The sequence below is a fragment of the Candidatus Woesearchaeota archaeon genome (assembly GCA_021735165.1).
In the GTDB taxonomy this organism is placed as follows: Archaea; Nanobdellota; Nanobdellia; order Woesearchaeales; family 21-14-0-10-32-9; genus JAIPET01.
This window is the reverse complement of the sequence record JAIPHP010000001.1, coordinates 18625-35876: the sequence shown is the minus strand read 5'-3', so window position 1 is coordinate 35876 and position 17252 is coordinate 18625. Positions and strand designations below refer to the sequence as shown.

Below are 17252 nucleotides of genomic sequence, written 5' to 3'. Positions count from 1 at the left end.
CTTCGCAGTTATGAATAAAACAATATTGGCAAATTTGAAAGATGTTAAAAAATCTTTAGAACAACATGTGAGAAATACGGGAAATAATATTGCAATAATTGCAGGGCATCATCCTATTAATGAATATGGTGTTGGGGCTTTTAATCCTTGTGAAATGGGGAGTTTTGGGATTTTTTCAAAAAAAACTTTAGAAATAGGCGCGCATTTGGTTCATTTTGCAAAAGATTTAAACAAAGAAGCTAAAATTATTTATCTTGTTGATGATTTTTCAAGAATGAGTGATAAAAATTGGTATATGAAAAGCGATGATGAATCTAAAAAAACAAAAAATGTTGTTTTGAAAAGTATTGAATTTGGACTGGCCACAGGAGATTTTTTGAGTGCGTTAAACGAATTTAATTTAACGCCTGATAATTTATTGGCATCTGGCTCTGATTGTTTTTTTCTTGAAAGCAAATACAGAGAACATTTTGCAAAAAAATATTTATTAGATCCTGGTTGTGCGGGAGAATATAAAATGATTTTGGACGAAATTGCTTCAAAAAACTTTAATATGCTAATTGGATTATTGCCTATCCGTTGCCAAGGACCTACGTGTAATGCTGTTGGAAAGTTTTATACTAGTAAAAAAAATCGCATGAATATTGTGAGTGTTTATTTTCCTTCTGAAGAACATATTCAGGATGAAGATTCGTTTGTTGAATTTGCAAAAGATAAATATGGAGGTTTTATTAAGCTTTTAAGAGCTTAGATTTCTATTATTTTTCCTTTTGGTCCGGGATTTATTATTCTTGTTTTTCCTATTTTGTCTTCTTTTTCAAAGCCTTCATGTATGTGTCCGCAAACACATATGTTTGGTTGATTTATTTCTATGAATTCTCTATAACTTTCAGATCCTACATGTCCTACTCCGGGCACTAAGTCTAATTTCGTGTTTATTGGTGGTGCGTGCGTTATCAGTATTGTTTTTTTAGCTGTTTTCATTGCATCTGAGAATTCTTTGCTTAATTTTTCAAAGCTTGGATAGCGAGAGGTGAATCCTCCTCCGCCGTGACCTATGAATAAGATGTTGTTGTAGTGCATGTATTTTTTGTGTATGAATTCTATGTTTTTGTGTTTTTCGCACTGTTCTTTTGTTTCTTTGCTTGATTCGTGGTTTCCATGCAGTATTAAACAAGGTTTGTTTTGTGCTTCAAGAAAGTCAAAGAATTCTTTTGTTCCTTCTCCAAATAATGTATGGTCTCCAGGGCTTATTATTAAGTCGACATCTTTTGCTTTTTCTTTTAATTCTTCTATGTATTGAAATTGGGCATGTAAATCTGTGAATATTAGTATTTTCATTGTTCATCTAATTCGTATTTTATATTTATATCTGTTGGTATATGTTTCATCTTTTTGAGCATATTTTTTATTTCTCCATTCACAGTTTTGTATTTTGCCATGAATTGTTTTGCTCTTTTGTAGTCTCCATTTGATTGTATCGTGAGAATTTCTGTTACTAATTCTTTTACCGTATCTTTTATACATTCAAAGTTCACTGCGTAATTATTTTCTTTTTTATCATAAATAAGGTTTCCTTTTTCTTTGAAGTAATTTAATATTATTAGGTTTGATCCTGCATGTGCTTCATTTAATCCGAATCTTAAAGATCTGTATGTCATTGCTAAAAAACATGCGATTAATTTTTTAACTTCTTTTTTTGTCATGATTTTTTTCTCTTCTAGCAAAAAAGAGGAGTATACTCCGCAAATGTCTGCTTTTAGTTCTTCTATTGTTGAGTATGTTTCTTTTAGTGCTTTGTTTACAGTTGTTTCTTTTTGGTCATTAAATATCTTTCCTGGTCCGATTCCATGACTTATTTCATGTAAAACAACGTGCATAAAATAAGAGTCAAAACTTATAAGGTTGTGTTGTTCTTTTTTTAGTACTTCTTTGCATATTGGCTCGGAACAATAATAAAATTTTGCTTCCATTATGTTTTTGAACATTACTTTTTTTGATCCTTTTAAGTCTCTTACTTTTTCATCGTTTGGTAAGTTAAATGCGACAAAGTGTATTCCTGCTCTGCAGTCTCCTCCTGAGTGTATTCCATTCACAACTATTGTCGGTGAGTGTTTTCCTTTTCTTGGAAATGGTGTTTTTATTGGAAGGTATGAATCAAATTCTAACATTAGTTCTTCTAGGTGTTTTAATTTTTCTGTTTCTTTTTTATCCTTAATAGATATTACTGATTCAAAGCTTGCTTTGTATCCGAATAATTCATCTTCGTAGACTTCATATGGTCCGATTAGTGGTTCGAGTTTTGAATTCAAATCCATCCAAGCACAGTCTGATTGGAAGTAATCATTTTTTAGAATTGATTCGCTTAACTGTGATAAGTATTTTTTTAGAGTTTTGTCCTTAGAAATGTTTGCTGTTTCTTTTAGTAAGTCTGATGCTTTTTTTAATTGTTCATTGTATGCTTCTGAGTAAGGAATTGCTATTAGTTCTCCTTTTTTGTTTCTTCTTATTAGTGTGTATTCTGATGTGAATTTTTCTTTGTCTTCTGGATGTTCTTTTATGTGTTTTTCAAATTCGTCTTTTGACATATCTTCTGGATAAAAGTTTGATCCTAACGGCTTTTTATGTCCAAAAACAAAAGATTCATTATGTTTTATTCTGTTAAATGGTCCTTTCATGAATTCAAAGAATTTTAGTTTGTCTATGTCTCCTTCTTCTATTACTTTTATGTATGCTTCTTTGTTTTTTGAATATGTTTGATCAAAGAATATTTCGCTTGTGATTTTAGAAACCTGTACAAGTTTCAAAACGACTTCTTTTTCCCATTTCTCAAGTTCTGAAAATCTGCTTTCTAATTGCACTGGTTTGAATTTTGATAGTTCTTTTTTGAGATTCATAATTCAAAAGACTTAGGAAGATTATATAAAGGTTTTTCAGAAATAAAATTAGGTTAATTTGAGCTTTCTTTTTGAAATAGTATGGATTAATGCCAGTTATTTCTTATTATTGATGCTTTTAATGTGTTTATTTTAGTTTAGAAAGATTTATATAGTTATGTTTGTCAACTATTGCTTATTAATGTAGTATTTTATTTTGATTCGAACCTTTTTTTGGGGTTATTTAACACATTAAAGAGTGATTGAGATATGAATGTTGGTATAGAATATGAATTTTTACTGGTAGATAAGGATTTTAATCCTTCAAATAATTCTGTCAATATTGTTAATTATTGTAATGAAAATGGATTACCTCTTCACTTGGATTGCAGCAAATCAATAATAGAATTTTCAGGGACTCCTGGAAATATAGTTGAAGTTTTTGATGAGTTATGTGAGTTTACAGAAAAACTAGATATTTTGTTAAATGATTCAGGGTATGATTTTTTACCTATTGACAATCCTTTTAATTTTAATTTTAAAAGTGAAATATTGGATAAACAAAATTATAATTTAAAAAAAAATATGCTTGGTGAAGAAGTGTATTATTTATCTGGAAGTATAATGGCGGTTCATCTTCATTTTGATGAAAGAGAAGAAGATTATTCAAATTTAAGATTATATAATTTTCTTAATATATTCGATTCATTAGGCGTTGTATTTTCACCTGTTGTTGGGAAAGCAAAAAAATCTGATTTCAAATTTTCTGATAATTTTGAAATACTTAATTTGAGATCTTTTATTTATAGAAAAATTCTTTACAATAATTTTCCAAATCAAGGGGATTTACAAGGGGTTTTTTCTGATTATATTTTTTTAGAAAATTTTTTACAAAAAAGTTTTAATGATTTTAGAGAGGTTTCTCTTGTTTATGGAGATGATTATGTTAAGTATGGGGACAAATATTCATCTGTTTGGGGACCTGTTAGATTTAATAAGAAGTTTAAAACTATAGAGTATAGGGGGTTTGGCTCTAATCCTGATTTGTATTTGATTTTTGGTCTTATATCTTTAGCTTCTGCTTCAATAAGAAAAATTGAAAGACTGAATTTATCAAATGAATATATTTTTGAAAATTTTTTAGGTACTGATAATACAGATGTTGCTTCTGAAAAAATAAAATATTTATCTAATAGTGCTATGTTGGAGGGTTTATCATCAGATGATGTTTTTGATTTGGCAGTTAATGTTTTTGATTTTTGCAGTTCTGATATGTCTTCCCAGGAATTGTTTTTTGCTGATTATTTGAAGAAAAATTATTTGCTTAAAAGAACTAGTATTTCAAAGAATTTATTGTATTCTGATATGTCTCAAAAAGAAAAGGCTTTATATGTGAAAAATGTTTTTAAAAGTATAAAAAAAGATTGGAATAAAAATAAAATTTTGATTTCGTGAGTGTTTGATATGGATATAGGTTTAATATTAAGAAAAAAATTGGATGATGTGTTATTGGAGTCTGAAGATCAAATAGAAGATTACGGTCATTTTAAATTTTTACAAGATAAAGGGCATAATGTTGTTTCTTATACTCCTGATTCGCTTAATTTAGACGAACTAAAGAAAAAAGATTTTGTGTTTTATTTTATGTATCCTTTTAACAGAGAATTAAGTTCTTATTTATCTCGTTTTGAAAATGATATTTTTTTTATTAATCCTCCAAGCAAAGTTTTGTTGTCTGCTCCTAAAACTTTCGAGCCAAATTATTTTCAAGAGCATCTTCCAGAACATTTTATTTATTCAAATAATGATGTTGGTTCTTTAAAAAAATTCTTATCTAAAGAAAAAGATTTGATAATAAAGCCTATTGAGGGTACTGGTGGGAAAGGAATTGTTTTTTTTGATAAGTTTAAACCTGTGGAAGAAAAGTTAAAAGATTATTTAGTGATGCATTCAGAATATCCTCAAGGATATATATGTGAAGAATTTATTGAAAATGATGGTGATAAAAGGGTTATTGTTTTTAACGGTGATGTTCTTGGCAGTATAGGGAGAGTAAATAAAAATACATATGTTAATAATATTTCTTCAGGAGGCAATTATGCTAATCTTCCTTTATCGTCAAAAGAAGAGTTTATTGTATGTGCTGTGGCTAAAAAATTAAAAAATATGGGTGTTTATTTTGCAGGACTTGATATTTTATCAAATCATTTAATAGAAGTTAATACTTCTGCACCTGGTTGTACGAGTATAGTTAAGCCTTTGAATGTGGAGGCGTATGATGTTTTAGAAAAATTTCATGACAATTTGATGGATTTGTATGAGTCAAAAAAAAATTGATGTAAAGGAATTTGATAAAAAATTTTGTGATTTTATTTACAAATATGGTTTGGATGAAGAATATGAATATTTTAAATTAAATTATTTTGATGATAAGAAGAATTTTTTTTTTAAGAATGATTTTTGTTTACCGGAAAACTTTTTTGAGTATTCTCGTAGTGACCTCACTGACTGCGAATCTGAATTAATAAGTCTTAAAGAAGAATTATCTTTTTTTAAGAATGAAGATTTTTATTTTATTTATTCTGAAAAAATTTCAGAATTGGAATTTTTAATTAATTTAATTCATAATATTTCTTTAGAAGATTTTAAGAATTATTCTTTAAAAATTTATGGTCATACGAATTTTGTGTTTTTTTTGTTGGCTAAGTTTGTTTGTTTAAATGGTTTGATTTTTAGAAAAAGAAAAAAGATGTTTTTGAATGAGAACGAGATGCTTAGTGTGTTTTATTCTTATCTTAATTCTAATAATATGTCTGGTTGGTCTGTTGAAATTTCTAGCGATATGGTTGGTGATGCAAGAATTTCTAAAGTTGAAATGAAGATTTATATTAGAAAAAAAGATAGATATGTTGTTGATGATGTTATAAGTTTGCTTTATCATGAAGTGGGTGTTCATGTCAGAAGGTTTCAGGAGGGTAAGAAAAGTCTTGAAATTTTTTCTGTCGGTTTAGCATTTTATGATGAGCTCGAGGAAGGACTTGCTACTTATTATGAGTTCAGAAAAAGTTTTTTGTTTGACACCTTGTATAGTTCTGCTCTTAAATATTTAGCTGTTTATTATGCTGAAAGATTTGATTTTGAGACTGTTTTTAGGAAAACTAAAAAATTTTGTAATGATTTGGATCTTGTGTTTCATTATGTTGTGCGTGCAAAGAGAGGAACAAACGGTGTTGGTGCATATACTAAGGATGCGATTTATTTTTCTGGGTTTGTCAAGTTTTTATTTTTAAGGCCTTTTTACAGGCTTAGGGGGTTGTCGTGGAAATCTTTTATGCTTTTTAAATTTGGGTTTAGGTATATTTGTATTTTTAGGAGCCTTAAAAGAATTTATATTAAATATGCTAATAAATAAATCTACACACCCTCACCAAACACTATGTCAGTATACGAAACCCTATACCAATCGAAACATTTATATATTAGTAGTGTTTATGTAGTGTTATGGTAATACTTTTTGATCAATACAATATGCCAGAAAGCATTTTTGAGATTATATTTAGTACTAAACAGCAGGTTGTTGTTGCTCAAATGCTTATAGAGGAGATGAAGTTAAAAGACGGTGAGATTGGCAAAACTGAGATGTCTTTATTTGCCACAGCTCTTCACGATGGTACGCTTGTGGCTCCCGAGGACCCTGATCCTAGGAATCCTATAAAGAAGAAACCTGTGCCCATATCATATAATAAACGACAATTTTACGATAGGATCCTAACTCCCATGAAAACTATGGGTATTATAGATTACGATTTGTATAAGAAAACTTACAAGATTTCAGAGAATTTCAATAAGAATATGATGAAAATTGGTTTGTTATGGCTTCAAGAAATTAGAAGACCTCCTAGATCATTTTCATTCAAGAAATTATAAGTTTCATTGTCATGAGCTCCCTGCGGATTCTTTTCTGCAACCACCCTCCCCCCTTACGAAAGACCAGGGAGCTTTTTGATTTTTTCTTTTATGTCTGCAATGTTTTGTAGTTTGTTTTGGATATTAATGTTTCTATGAGTGTTTTTTTGAAATGTTGTTTGTTTAATGTGTTGTCAGGATTCTTTTGTTTTTTGATACTAGTTGTTAGTTTAGGAATGTAAACTTAGAATCCTAGTGTGAAGAAGCTTCCTAGAGCTAAACTGAATATGAAGTATAGTGTGAATGCTATTGCTATGAAGAAGGGTATGTATTTTAGTCCTGCTTTTATATCTCCTTTTTGTATTATGCTAAGTATCATGCTTGCACTTGTCGATATTATGAATAATGCTGCCAATGAAAAGTTTCTAAATGCGTCTAGTGATAGGGTTATTTCTTTTATTTTGAATCCTCCAGCTCCTCTGCTTTGTGCTACTGCAGGTGCTACTTGTTTGCTTACTTGTATTAATATGCTCAAAAGCACTTTTGCTAGTGCGAAGAGCAGTGGGCTTATTACTGTGACTATTGCTGCTATAAATATTGTGAATAGTAGTGTGTTTGCAGCCATTTCTTCTTGTATTATTTTTGTTTTTCTTAGATTTTCTATTATTTGGTCTAGTACGTGCGCTACTTGTCCTCCTGATTGTATTTCTCCAAGTATTATGTCTATTGTTCTTCTCATTGTTGGGGATTCATATTTTTGTGCTAGTTCTAAAAGGGCATCTGTTAAGTCTTGTCCTGTCATTACTTTTTTGCTTATTATGCCCATTTCTTCTGCTAAGATTCCAAATTCTGGTTTTATTGCGTTCCATAGACTTTTTTCAAAGCTTAATCCTCCTTTTAGATTTGTGCTTACTAGTACTAAGTATTCTGGGAGATTTGATTCTAGTTCTTTTGTTCTTTTGTATATTTTCATGTTGGTTTTGAAGTAGTATCCTGCCATGATTATTGTAACAATTATTGTTGCTGTTATTACCCAAAATAGGAATGAGAATATTCCTTGTAGTATTATTTGTCTGTTTTGTAGTTCGGTTGCAAATCCTGAAAGGAAGTATATTAGGGCTGTTAGTCCTATTCCTAAAAAGAATAATATTCCAAAGTATGAATATGGTACGTCTGGATGTCCTGCTTTTGCTAAATATGTTCTTAGATTTGGTCTAAATTTTTTTGGAACTAGTGATTTTCCAAAGTCTGCTAGGAAATTTGTTTTTTGTTTTAATGGGTTTTTTTGTTTCATTTTTTTATATGTTTATGTTTGGTCCAACTGGTTTTGCTCGGTTGGCACGCATGTTAAGTACTGTGCGAGACAGTACGAATTGTTTCGTTTTTTTATATGTTTATGTTTGGTCTGATTGATTTGTATACTGCTAGGAACATTATTTGGATGCAGGTTATTAGGAATAGTAAGCTTACGAAAAAATTGTTATCTATTGGGCTTCCTCCTAATCCTAATACTATTACTATTATTGTGATTCCTAATGATGGCATTACTACTGCAAATAACATATAAAATAGTGTTATGGAGTTTAGTTTTTTTCCGTATCTGTTTATTTCTATTAGTTGTTGTTGTGCTATTTCATCTAGTGTTGCTTCTAGGAATTCTGTTACGTCTATTCCTATTTTTAGTGCGTTGCTTATTTGAAAGAGTATTTTTCTGAATTTTTCTGATGGGCTGTATTCTGCTTGTTCTGTTAGTGTGTTTTCAAGGGGTTTTCCAAGTTCTATTTCTCTTACTATTTCTTTAAAGTATTTGTTTGCTACGCCATAACTTTTTGATGCGTCTATTAGAGCATTTATAAGGGGTTGTCCGGAGTTTAGTTTTACTAGGAGGTATCTTCCTGCGAATAATACGTCTTTGTCAATTTCTTTTTTTCTTTTTAGTATTGAGCTTTTTATTTTGAGCATGTTGAAATTGTACATTAAGTAGTATAATATTGGGGCTATTAGTAGTAGCCATGTTAGTTCTGTTCCTTCTTTTAGAAAGAATAGAAATAGTAGGAATGTGAATCCGAATGTTGTGTATGTTGCAAATTGTAGGCTTTGTTTAACTATTTCTGTAGGTGTTTTTTCTATTCTTGCAACTTTTAATTCTTTTTTTAGATGCGGATTTTTTGATGCTATTATGTCTGCTAAGCTCATTTTGTTGTTTGTTTTTGGGTGTATTTAAGTCTTCCTAGGTAGTAGTTTGCCATTATTTTTCCTATTTGGTCTATGTTTTCTATGTTGTTGTTTATCATCCATCGTAGTATTTGTTGTTTTTTTAGTAGGTCTTCTTGTATTTGTTGTTTTGTCATTCCTGTGTATAGTGAGAGTGTTTTGTATAGTGTGTCTGGTTCTTCATGTTGTTCTAGTTTGTCTTTCATTACGTTTAGTTGCAATATTGTTTTTGGGTCTCCTTGGGGCGTTATTTCTGCTATTTGCAGTGTTCTTCTTTTTCCTGTTCGTCTATTTCTGTTTTGTACTAGAATCATTGATAGAGATGAGATCATTGGTTTTGGTATCTCTATTGGTGGGTTTGTTAGTCTTGTTATTGTTTCTGTTGCGTTGTTTGCGTGTATTGTTGCATATACTGAGTGTCCTGTGTGCATTGCTTCCATTAGTACTTGTGCTTCTTCTTTTCTTCTTATTTCTCCAACAACTATCCTATCAGGTCTCATTCTTAGGCTGTTTACTAGTAGGTCTAGCATTGTTACTCCGCCTTTTCCTTCAGGGTTTGGTAATCTTGTTTCCATTGGTACCCAGTGGAGGTTTTTTGGTAGTTGTAGTTCTCTTGTGTCTTCTATGCTTATGATTCTTTGATTTGGTGGTAGAAAGTTGCTTACTACGTTTAGCATGCTTGTTTTTCCAGATCCTGTTCCTCCTGCTATGAGCATGCTTAATTCGTTTTGTATTCCTAACCATATTAGGGATGCGGCTTCTATGCTTATTGTGCCCATTTTTATGAATTTGGTTATTGTCCATGGGTCTTCTGCGAATTTTCTTATTGTTATTGTGTTTCCTTTTGTGCTTATTGGTATTAGTGTTGCATTTACTCTGTCTCCGTTTAGTAGGTGTGCATCCATTAGGGGGTTTAGTGTTGTTATTTCTTTGTTTACATCTCTGCCTATTATTGTTGCGTAGTGTCTTATTCTTGCTTCAGTCATTATTTTTATGTTTGTTTCAAGCCATCCGTGTTTTTTGTGATATACCCATACTGGTTCTGTGTGGTTGTTTATTACTATTTCTTCTAAATGTGGGTCTTTTAACAGGATATCTATTTTTCCTAGTCCTAGGTTTTCTTCTAGGAGGTAGTTTATTAGCATTTCTTTTGTTTTTTGATCTGTGTCTGGGAAGTATTTTTGTATTAGTTTTCCTATTGATTTTGAGAATTTATCTCTTAGTGTTGGTTCGTTTGAGTTTGTGTTTGATTGTTCTAGTTCTTGTAAATCTAGTTTTGATATGAATTCTTCTCTTATTTTTTCTAGTATTAGTTTTGTTGTTTCTGATATGTTTGTTATGCTTACTATGTATGTTGGTACTGCTTTTTCTTCTTCGCTTATTATTTCTATTTGTATGTTTATGTTGTTTATGGTTGTTGTGTATTTGTCTAGTAGTTTTTTTCTTATTGGGGATTCCATTTTTTTTAGCTCGTTATTTGTTGTGTTTTTTGAGTTTCATTTAGTGTTTTTGTTTGTCTAAATCTTTTTATGAATTCTATTCTCTCGTTTATTAGGTTTATTTTGTTGTTTAGTGTTTCTTTTATTGTTGTGTATTTGTTTGGTATTTGCGAGTTTATTCTTTTTAGTTCTATTATTTTGTTTTTTGCGTCATCTAGTCTTCCTTGTTTGGCGTCTTCTTTTATTTCTTGTATTGTGTTGGCTATTTGTTGTAGGTGTATTTGTTGTATTTTTATTTGTTGTTTTTCTTCGTTTTGTTTTTTTATTATTTTGTCTCGTTTTTCTTTTTCTTTTATGTATTTCATTGTTTTTTTAATTTGCATATAGTAGCTTATTAGGTCGTTGTATAGTTCTTTTTTTTCTTCTAAGTATATTGAAGGGTATCTTGTGAATATTATTTTCATTTTTTTGTATGCGTTTATGGCTTGAGGTATGTTTCTTTTTAGTAAGTTTGTGGTCATTATTTCTTTTAGTATTGTTAATTTTTTGTTTAGTTGCGTTTTTATTTGATAGTATTTTTCTTGTTTTTGGTTTTGTTTTTCTTGTTTTTCTTGTTCTAGTTTTTGTAGTATGTCTATTGTTTCTGTTTTGTCTTTTTTTATTTCTAGTTCATCTTTGAGCATTTCTGCTATTTTGCATAGTTTTTGGGAGTCTTTGTTTTTTTTGCAGTATTCTGTTAAGGTTTCACTTATTTCTTGTATTTTTATTAGTCTTATTTGTTTGTAGGGGTCTGTTTGATTAGTTTGGTTGAATTCTTGTATTGCTTCTTGTGTTGTGTTTATTGCTGATAGGGTGTCTTTTATGTTTAATGCTTTTTGGAGTTCTTGTAGTTGTTTTTCTGATGTATAGTCTCCTATTTGGCTTGCTTCGCTTATTTTGTCAAGGAATTGTATTATGTCCATTTCTATATATGAGTCTAGTTCTTCAGTTGTGTTCATTTATTGCATCACCATTTTTTTGTATGTTTCCCATAAGTAGTCTATGTTTGTTAGATGTCTTTTTTCCGCTTCTTTGTAAAAGAAGCTTTTTTTGTTTGTTAGTGCTTGTTGTATTTGATTTTTCCATAAGAAGTCTGATTTTGTTTCGTTTAATTTGTTGTTTTTTGCTTTGATTTGGAATTCTTTTTTTAGTTCTTTTATTGTTTTATTGTTATTTTCTTCTTCTATTAGGTAGATGTATGGTGTTGTGAATTTGTATTCCATTCCCAAGATGTGTTCTTCTATTAAGAAGTCCACCCATTTTTGCACTATTTCTGTGGGTACGTGGAGCATTTTTGCGGCTTCTTTAAGTTCAATTTGTTTTTTGCCTCTTAAGAAATCTACTAGTTTGTCTACTCCTGTTGTAATTATTTCATTTTCTGAGTATCCCATTGCTCCCCTCTTTTTACTTGTATTTATGAGTGTTTAGTATTTAAAGGTTTCTACTTGTGGGTGTTGTTTGTTGTTTTTTTATGGTGTGCAATCTGTTAGGCAATAGTGTGGTTTATCGGGGTTGTTTTGTTCTGGGAATTTGCAAGCACCATCTCCACAGATTAGAAGGTCGTATGTATTTAGGGGTATCGTGTAGTTTTTTGGAGGTGTTGATTTTGGCATGGATGTATCTGTTGCAGTTTCGTTTGGTACTATGCTTCCGTTTATGTTTTTTCCTGTGGTTTCATTTAGGTTTATTTCTGCCCAGACTTCTGTTAGTTTGTTGTTTGTTGTTTCTATGTTGTTCCAAAAGTCCCACAATACTAAGTTCCACTCTATTATTGCGTTGTCTGGTTGTTTGTAGAATAAGAAGTCTGAAGAGCCATATTCCTGCATGAATTTTTCTGTGTGTTCTTGACTTTCATATACTGTTGTTGTATTTATTAAAGAATTTAGTCCGCAGCATTCTGAAGGTCTTATTTGGTTTGTTAGTCTGTCTAGGTAGCTTATGCCTTGTTTTGAGTGGAAGTAGATTCCTGTTGGTTGATAGTTGTTTAAGGTGCTTGGTATTAGCCATTCAGTTGTGTTTCTTGTTGTTATTTTTTTTTCGTGTCCGTATTCGTTTATTATCTCTTGTGAGTTTTGGTTGTTATTTGCTACTTGGTATGTTGGATCTTTCATGTTTAGTATGCTTATTTTTGTTTTTATTGTTGTGTCTTGTATGTTCCATTTTGCGTAGTTATCATCTGCGATTATTGATAGGTTTATTTCTGTTATGATGTGCCAGGGGTCTTCTTGGTATATTGTTGCTTGGTCTTGGTTTTTTACAGTTATGTTTAGTGTTTGAAAACCTATTTTTTCTTCTCCGAATTGTGCGTATTCATTTAGTTTTTGTTGTATTGTTGTTTGTTGGTCGCACCAGCCTTCTACTGATTCGTTTATTAGGCATTTTTTGAATATTTCTTGGAATTGTTCTGTTGTTGGGAAGTTTTTATCTTGTATTAGTTTGTCTGTAATGTTTTGGAGTATTTTTTTGGTTGATTGTGTGGCTATGTTTTCTGTATATTCTTGTATTTGTGATATGTAGAAGTTGCTTTGTCTTAGTTTTATTCTTGTTAGTTCTGTTTTTGTATCTGCAGGGGTTTCTATTAGGGATAGGTACATTGTTACTATTAGTGTTGAGATAACTACTGCTGCTATTGTGAATATTACGCCTTTTTTGTTCATTTTGTCCATATTTGTATTTGTGTCAGTTTTGGTCCTTGGTATTGTCCTTCGTCATTTATGTAAAATGTTGGTATGTTTGTTGTCAGGTTTATTGTGGGGGTTATTATTTCGTTTTCTTGGGTGTATATTGTTTGATTTTCGTATATGTATCTAAAGGATATTTGTTTTGGTATTGTTAGTTTGCTAAAGTTTTTTATGAAACTTGTTGCGGTTTCTGTTTGGTCGTTATCTACTAGGTATGCTATTTTTTGTGTTATTGTAAATTCTGGGTGTGGTTCGTTTGGGTTGTAGTATATGACTCTGTTTTTTTTGTTATAGTAGTCTATTTTTGTGTTTGTTATGTAGTCTATGTAGTTGTTTAGAATTTGTTGTGTGCTTTCTATTTTGGGTCTTGATATTGTTGCTGCGAGTATTAATGTTATTGCAGCTATTATTATCACTCCTGCTATCATTGCATCAACTGTGAAGAATGACGCACCTTTTTTTTTAAGGGGTTTCATTTTTCATATACTATTACTTTTAGAGTTACTGGTTCTCCTTTTATGTTTTTTTTATAGTCTTTTGTGAGGAGATTTTTTATTTTTTTGTTTGGTGTGATTTTTATTTTTGTGCTTTGTCTTGTTTTGAATTCTCCACTGCAGCATTCTACGTATAGCATTTCAGTTTCATCTTCATCTATCCATTCTAGGTTTACTGTTGCTCCTGCAGTTAGTCCTTCACATACTTCTGATGCGTAGTATGTTTTTCCATCTGTTGTTGTATGTTGTTGGTATTCACATCCATTTCGTCCTTCACATCTTGGTTTGCATACGTCTTCTCCGTATTCGTTTGGCATTGTGCATATTTGTGTTGTTATTCCGTCTCCGCAGTATGCTTCTTGCATTGGACAGTCTACTATTGTTGTTCCATTTTGTATGAATGCGTCTTTTTGTGTTGGTATATAATCTTCTTTTGTGCATTCTATTCTTATGTTGCCTGTTGGTGCTCCTATTGAGTATGCCCCGTTTGTTAGGCTTGTGTTTCTGCTAAATATCATGTAGTTGTAGTGCGATACTACATTTACGTTTACTTGTATGGATTCATTGTTTGTTTTGTCCCATGCTTGTCCTGTTATTGTTGCTTTGCAGTCTGGGTCGTTGCAGTTTTGACATCCTGTTGTTCTCTTTACGTTTTCGCATTCGACTTTTATATAGATGTTATTTGTTGCGTATATGTTTCTTAATGAAGTTTCACAGTTTGTTGTTGGTATCCATTCATCAGTTGTTTGTTCTTTGAATAGTATTTGTTTGCATGTTGTTTCGTTTCCGTATGTTGCATGGCAAGCTTTGGTTCCTGTGATTGTTGAGTCTTCTGGTAGTATTTTGTATGGCGCGTTTTCTCTTAGTGTTTGCGGTCTTGTGTTTTTGTTTATTTGGTAGTTTACTGTTGTTTTGTTATAATCTGTTTCTATTTCTCCGTTTGTGTAGTCTTCAGGGCATATTCCGTCGCTTATTCCGCAGGGTTGGCATTCTCCACAAAGTTCTACTGCTCCAAATCCTGTTTGTGTTATGTCATAGTTTGAACATATTGATAGGTTTGTGTTGCATTCAGCTTCTGTTTTAGGTGTCGCTATCGTGGTTATTGTTAGAATTAATATTGATAATATTGTTAGTTTTATCAGTTTTTTATTTATCTTGCTCACCCCTTAATCGTTTTTTCTGTTTATGTATATATAAAGTTTTTCATGGTTCTATTATTTTTCCGTCTATTTTGATGGTTGGATTTTTTATTACTTGGTCTAGATGTATTATGCTTTTTATGTCTCCTCCGAACCAATTGTTGCTTCCTATTGCGAAGTGGCATGTGTTGTATGTTTTTTCATCTATTATTGTGGAACCTATTATTTTTGCTTTTTTGTTTAATCCTATTCCTAGTTCTCCAATTTTCCAGACATTTTCAGGATGTAGTGATTTGTTATGTGCCCATTGGAGTGTTTTTTTAAGTTTTTGTGCTTCTGGTGTGTTGTTTATTACTTTGATTATTCCTTTTGTTACTTGCAGTTTTATGGGTTCTTTTATTAGTATTGTTTCATCTTTTAGTCTTGCGCTTCCATCTATTATTATGATTCCGTTTATGGTTTCTGTTTTTGGTGCTATATATGCTTCGCTTCCTGGTAGATTTCCTCCTTCTCCTGGGTTTTTGTATATTCCTGTTGCTGTTTTTGCTTGTATTCCTTCTACGTTCATTTCTATGTTTGTTCCTGCTTTTGTTGTTATTTGTATTTTTTTTGCGTTTGTTAGTTTTTTGGCTAGTTGGTTGGTTTGTTTTTCTATTTCTTTGTAGTCTATGTCTAAGCAGTTTAGTATTAGTTGTAGATTTTCGTTTTTTATTGATCCTAAGCTGCTACTTGATATGAATTTGTGTTCTTTTTCTTTTGCGTATTTTCTAAAGCTTAGTCCTAGGTTTCCTAATTTTCCTATTCTGTTTGATACATTTATTATTAGGATGCTTTTGTTTGGTATTTCTTTTAATTTTTTTATTAGTATTTCGTCTGCTTGGTCGCCTCTTCCTTTGAAATTTTGGTATATTGTTTCATAATTTTTATTTAGTTCTTTTGCAGCTAGAGTGTATGCTTCTGTTAGTATTGTGGCTATTGTGTTGTTTTTGTATCCTTTATCGCCTATTATTAGTATTTTTTCGTTTGTTGCGTTTAGATTCTGAATTATTATTTTTTTGAATAGTTTTAAGTCTATTTTTTGTTGTGTTTTGTTGTGTTTTGTTGTTGTATCGTTCATTTTTTATTTGTTAGCGTATCTTAATATTTATATATTGTTTCTTTTCTCTTTATTATTATATGGGTAAAGACGATGCTAAAATTAAGGAATTGGAGGAGTTGATTGCTAATTCTCAGTATAATAAGAGAACTCAAAAAGCTATAGGGCAGTATAAGGCTCAGCTTGCTAAGTTAAAAGAAAAGGATGAGGCTCGTAAGAGTGGTGGTAAGGGCGGCGATGGGTATGCTGTTCGTAAGACGGGTGATGGTACTGTTGTTTTGCTTGGATTTCCTAGCGTTGGCAAGAGCACTTTGTTAAATAGTATTACTGATGCTGATTCTGAGGTTGGTTCTTATGCGTTTACTACTTTGACTTGTATTCCTGGCATTTTGGATTATGAGCATGCCAAGATTCAGATTTTAGATGTTCCTGGAGTTGTTCGCGGAGCTGCTAGTGGTAGGGGTAGGGGTACTGAGGTTTTTGCGGTTTTACGTAGTGCGGATCTTATTTTGTTGCTAATAGATGTTAATTTCCCTGAACATTATGATGTTTTGTTAAGAGAGGTTTATGAGTCGGGTATTAGAATTAATCAGAGGCGACCTGATGTTAAGATTAAAAAAACTGCTAAGGATGGCGTAAAGATTGGTAAAACTGTTCGTTTGACTCATTTAGATGATGAGACTATTACTGCGGTTCTTAAAGAATTTAAGATTGCTAATGCGGATGTTGTTATTCGTTCTAATATTACTGTTGATCAATTGATTGATTGTATTGAGGATAATAAATTTTATACTCCTGCTATTACTATTTTGAATAAGGTGGATATGGTTTCTTTGGAAAAAGCCAAGTTGATTGCTAAGAAAGTTAATGCTGATTTATTGATTTCTGGTAAGAATGGGGCGCATTTGGAGGATTTAAAGAGGCTTATTTTTGATAAGTTGAATTTGATTAGAATTTTTATGAAAGAGCCTGGTAAAGCGGCGGATATGGATATTCCTTTGATTGTTTTTAAAGGTTATAGTGTTAGGGATGTGTGTACTAAATTGCATAAGGATTTTGTTAAGAATTTCAAGTTTTGCAGGGTTTGGGGGAAAAGTGCTAAGTTTGATGGTCAAAAATTGACTTTAAAGCATAAATTGGTTGATGGGGATGTTCTTGAGATTCATTTGAGATGAATTTTTAAATTTACTTTTACTGTTTTGTTTTGGGGTTGTTCATTGAAATGTTTGATTTTTTTGTTTGTGCTTCTTTTTTTAGAATTCTTTTTTTTAGAATTAAGTATTTTTTATGACAAATTTTATAAATTCTTGTTTTCTTGGTGTGTTGTATGTTGAAGTGTTTAGAGTGTGGCTCTGATATGCGTGTTGG

General features: G+C 31.2%; 17 protein-coding genes. 6 read left to right on the top strand and 11 right to left on the bottom strand.

Features of this window, described 5'->3' with window-relative positions:
* The first annotated feature begins 10 nt into the window (after positions 1-10).
* A complete protein-coding gene (locus K9L97_00220; GenBank protein MCF7871441.1) occupies positions 11-751 on the top strand; it encodes a hypothetical protein in 741 nt (246 codons plus the stop codon).
* On the opposite strand, the gene K9L97_00215 is transcribed toward K9L97_00220, so the two are convergent.
* Positions 748-1341 carry a metallophosphoesterase gene (locus tag K9L97_00215; protein MCF7871440.1) on the bottom strand — a complete coding sequence of 198 codons (594 nt, stop codon included), beginning with the start codon at positions 1339-1341 and terminating at the stop codon, positions 748-750. The two genes, K9L97_00220 and K9L97_00215, sit on opposite strands and share 4 nt — an antisense overlap.
* The gene (locus K9L97_00210) at positions 1338-2897 is read right to left on the bottom strand and encodes a peptidase (protein ID MCF7871439.1); all 1560 of its coding nucleotides are present in this window, start codon (positions 2895-2897) and stop codon (positions 1338-1340) included. The genes K9L97_00215 and K9L97_00210 overlap by 4 nt, the downstream gene beginning before the upstream one ends.
* Positions 2898-3146: 249 nt before the next feature.
* Between K9L97_00210 and K9L97_00205 the strand changes: the two genes are divergently transcribed.
* From K9L97_00205 to K9L97_00190, 4 genes are all read left to right on the top strand, one after another.
* Positions 3147-4331 carry a hypothetical protein gene (locus tag K9L97_00205; GenBank protein MCF7871438.1) on the top strand — a complete coding sequence of 395 codons (1185 nt, stop codon included), beginning with the start codon at positions 3147-3149 and terminating at the stop codon, positions 4329-4331.
* A gap of 9 nt (positions 4332-4340) precedes the next feature.
* On the top strand, positions 4341-5213 hold the full coding sequence (locus K9L97_00200; protein ID MCF7871437.1) for an ATP-grasp domain-containing protein: 873 nt from the start codon (positions 4341-4343) through the stop codon (positions 5211-5213).
* Complete coding sequence (locus K9L97_00195; GenBank protein ID MCF7871436.1) at positions 5194-6288, top strand: flavohemoglobin expression-modulating QEGLA motif protein; 1095 nt, start codon at positions 5194-5196, stop codon at positions 6286-6288. Before K9L97_00200 ends, K9L97_00195 begins: the two co-directional genes overlap by 20 nt.
* Positions 6289-6377: 89 nt before the next feature.
* Positions 6378-6803, top strand: coding sequence for a hypothetical protein (locus K9L97_00190; protein MCF7871435.1), 426 nt, complete (start codon positions 6378-6380; stop codon positions 6801-6803).
* A gap of 223 nt (positions 6804-7026) precedes the next feature.
* On the opposite strand, the gene K9L97_00185 is transcribed toward K9L97_00190, so the two are convergent.
* The 9 genes from K9L97_00185 to K9L97_00145 all read right to left on the bottom strand — a co-directional run bounded on the left by K9L97_00185 (position 7027) and on the right by K9L97_00145 (position 15905).
* Complete coding sequence (locus K9L97_00185) at positions 7027-8076, bottom strand: type II secretion system F family protein (GenBank protein MCF7871434.1); 1050 nt, start codon at positions 8074-8076, stop codon at positions 7027-7029.
* Positions 8077-8168: 92 nt separating this feature from the next.
* A complete protein-coding gene (locus tag K9L97_00180) occupies positions 8169-8978 on the bottom strand; it encodes a type II secretion system F family protein (GenBank protein ID MCF7871433.1) in 810 nt (269 codons plus the stop codon).
* Complete coding sequence (tadA, locus tag K9L97_00175) at positions 8975-10456, bottom strand: Flp pilus assembly complex ATPase component TadA (GenBank protein MCF7871432.1); 1482 nt, start codon at positions 10454-10456, stop codon at positions 8975-8977. The genes K9L97_00180 and tadA overlap by 4 nt, the downstream gene beginning before the upstream one ends.
* Positions 10457-10461: 5 nt before the next feature.
* Complete coding sequence (locus tag K9L97_00170) at positions 10462-11433, bottom strand: hypothetical protein (GenBank protein ID MCF7871431.1); 972 nt, start codon at positions 11431-11433, stop codon at positions 10462-10464.
* Complete coding sequence (locus tag K9L97_00165) at positions 11434-11865, bottom strand: hypothetical protein (GenBank protein ID MCF7871430.1); 432 nt, start codon at positions 11863-11865, stop codon at positions 11434-11436. It lies immediately after the preceding gene.
* Between the two features lie 78 nt (positions 11866-11943).
* Positions 11944-13140, bottom strand: a complete 1197-nt coding sequence (locus K9L97_00160) for a hypothetical protein (GenBank protein ID MCF7871429.1) — start codon at positions 13138-13140, stop codon at positions 11944-11946.
* Complete coding sequence (locus tag K9L97_00155) at positions 13128-13631, bottom strand: hypothetical protein (GenBank protein MCF7871428.1); 504 nt, start codon at positions 13629-13631, stop codon at positions 13128-13130. The genes K9L97_00160 and K9L97_00155 overlap by 13 nt, the downstream gene beginning before the upstream one ends.
* On the bottom strand, positions 13628-14812 hold the full coding sequence (locus tag K9L97_00150) for a hypothetical protein (protein MCF7871427.1): 1185 nt from the start codon (positions 14810-14812) through the stop codon (positions 13628-13630). The genes K9L97_00155 and K9L97_00150 overlap by 4 nt, the downstream gene beginning before the upstream one ends.
* 40 nt (positions 14813-14852) lie before the next feature.
* The gene (locus K9L97_00145) at positions 14853-15905 is read right to left on the bottom strand and encodes an aminopeptidase (GenBank protein ID MCF7871426.1); all 1053 of its coding nucleotides are present in this window, start codon (positions 15903-15905) and stop codon (positions 14853-14855) included.
* Positions 15906-15964: 59 nt separating this feature from the next.
* Between K9L97_00145 and K9L97_00140 the strand changes: the two genes are divergently transcribed.
* Positions 15965-17059, top strand: coding sequence for a GTP-binding protein (locus K9L97_00140; protein MCF7871425.1), 1095 nt, complete (start codon positions 15965-15967; stop codon positions 17057-17059).
* The last annotated feature ends 193 nt before the right edge of the window (positions 17060-17252 follow it).

Bases quoted from the DNA above. Each gene is read 5' to 3' on its own strand.
- K9L97_00185 (MCF7871434.1), bottom strand. From the start codon at position 8,076: ATGAAACAAAAAAACCCATTAAAACAAAAAACAAATTTCCTAGCAGAC.
- K9L97_00190 (MCF7871435.1), top strand. From the start codon at position 6,378: ATGGTAATACTTTTTGATCAATACAATATGCCAGAAAGCATTTTTGAG.
- K9L97_00155 (MCF7871428.1), bottom strand. From the start codon at position 13,631: ATGAAACCCCTTAAAAAAAAAGGTGCGTCATTCTTCACAGTTGATGCA.
- tadA (MCF7871432.1), bottom strand. From the start codon at position 10,456: ATGGAATCCCCAATAAGAAAAAAACTACTAGACAAATACACAACAACC.
- K9L97_00205 (MCF7871438.1), top strand. From the start codon at position 3,147: ATGAATGTTGGTATAGAATATGAATTTTTACTGGTAGATAAGGATTTT.
- K9L97_00220 (MCF7871441.1), top strand. From the start codon at position 11: ATGAATAAAACAATATTGGCAAATTTGAAAGATGTTAAAAAATCTTTA.
- K9L97_00170 (MCF7871431.1), bottom strand. From the start codon at position 11,433: ATGAACACAACTGAAGAACTAGACTCATATATAGAAATGGACATAATA.
- K9L97_00215 (MCF7871440.1), bottom strand. From the start codon at position 1,341: ATGAAAATACTAATATTCACAGATTTACATGCCCAATTTCAATACATA.
- K9L97_00140 (MCF7871425.1), top strand. From the start codon at position 15,965: ATGGGTAAAGACGATGCTAAAATTAAGGAATTGGAGGAGTTGATTGCT.
- K9L97_00165 (MCF7871430.1), bottom strand. From the start codon at position 11,865: ATGGGATACTCAGAAAATGAAATAATTACAACAGGAGTAGACAAACTA.
- K9L97_00180 (MCF7871433.1), bottom strand. From the start codon at position 8,978: ATGAGCTTAGCAGACATAATAGCATCAAAAAATCCGCATCTAAAAAAA.
- K9L97_00195 (MCF7871436.1), top strand. From the start codon at position 5,194: ATGAGTCAAAAAAAAATTGATGTAAAGGAATTTGATAAAAAATTTTGT.
- K9L97_00145 (MCF7871426.1), bottom strand. From the start codon at position 15,905: ATGAACGATACAACAACAAAACACAACAAAACACAACAAAAAATAGAC.
- K9L97_00160 (MCF7871429.1), bottom strand. From the start codon at position 13,140: ATGGACAAAATGAACAAAAAAGGCGTAATATTCACAATAGCAGCAGTA.
- K9L97_00210 (MCF7871439.1), bottom strand. From the start codon at position 2,897: ATGAATCTCAAAAAAGAACTATCAAAATTCAAACCAGTGCAATTAGAA.
- K9L97_00200 (MCF7871437.1), top strand. From the start codon at position 4,341: ATGGATATAGGTTTAATATTAAGAAAAAAATTGGATGATGTGTTATTG.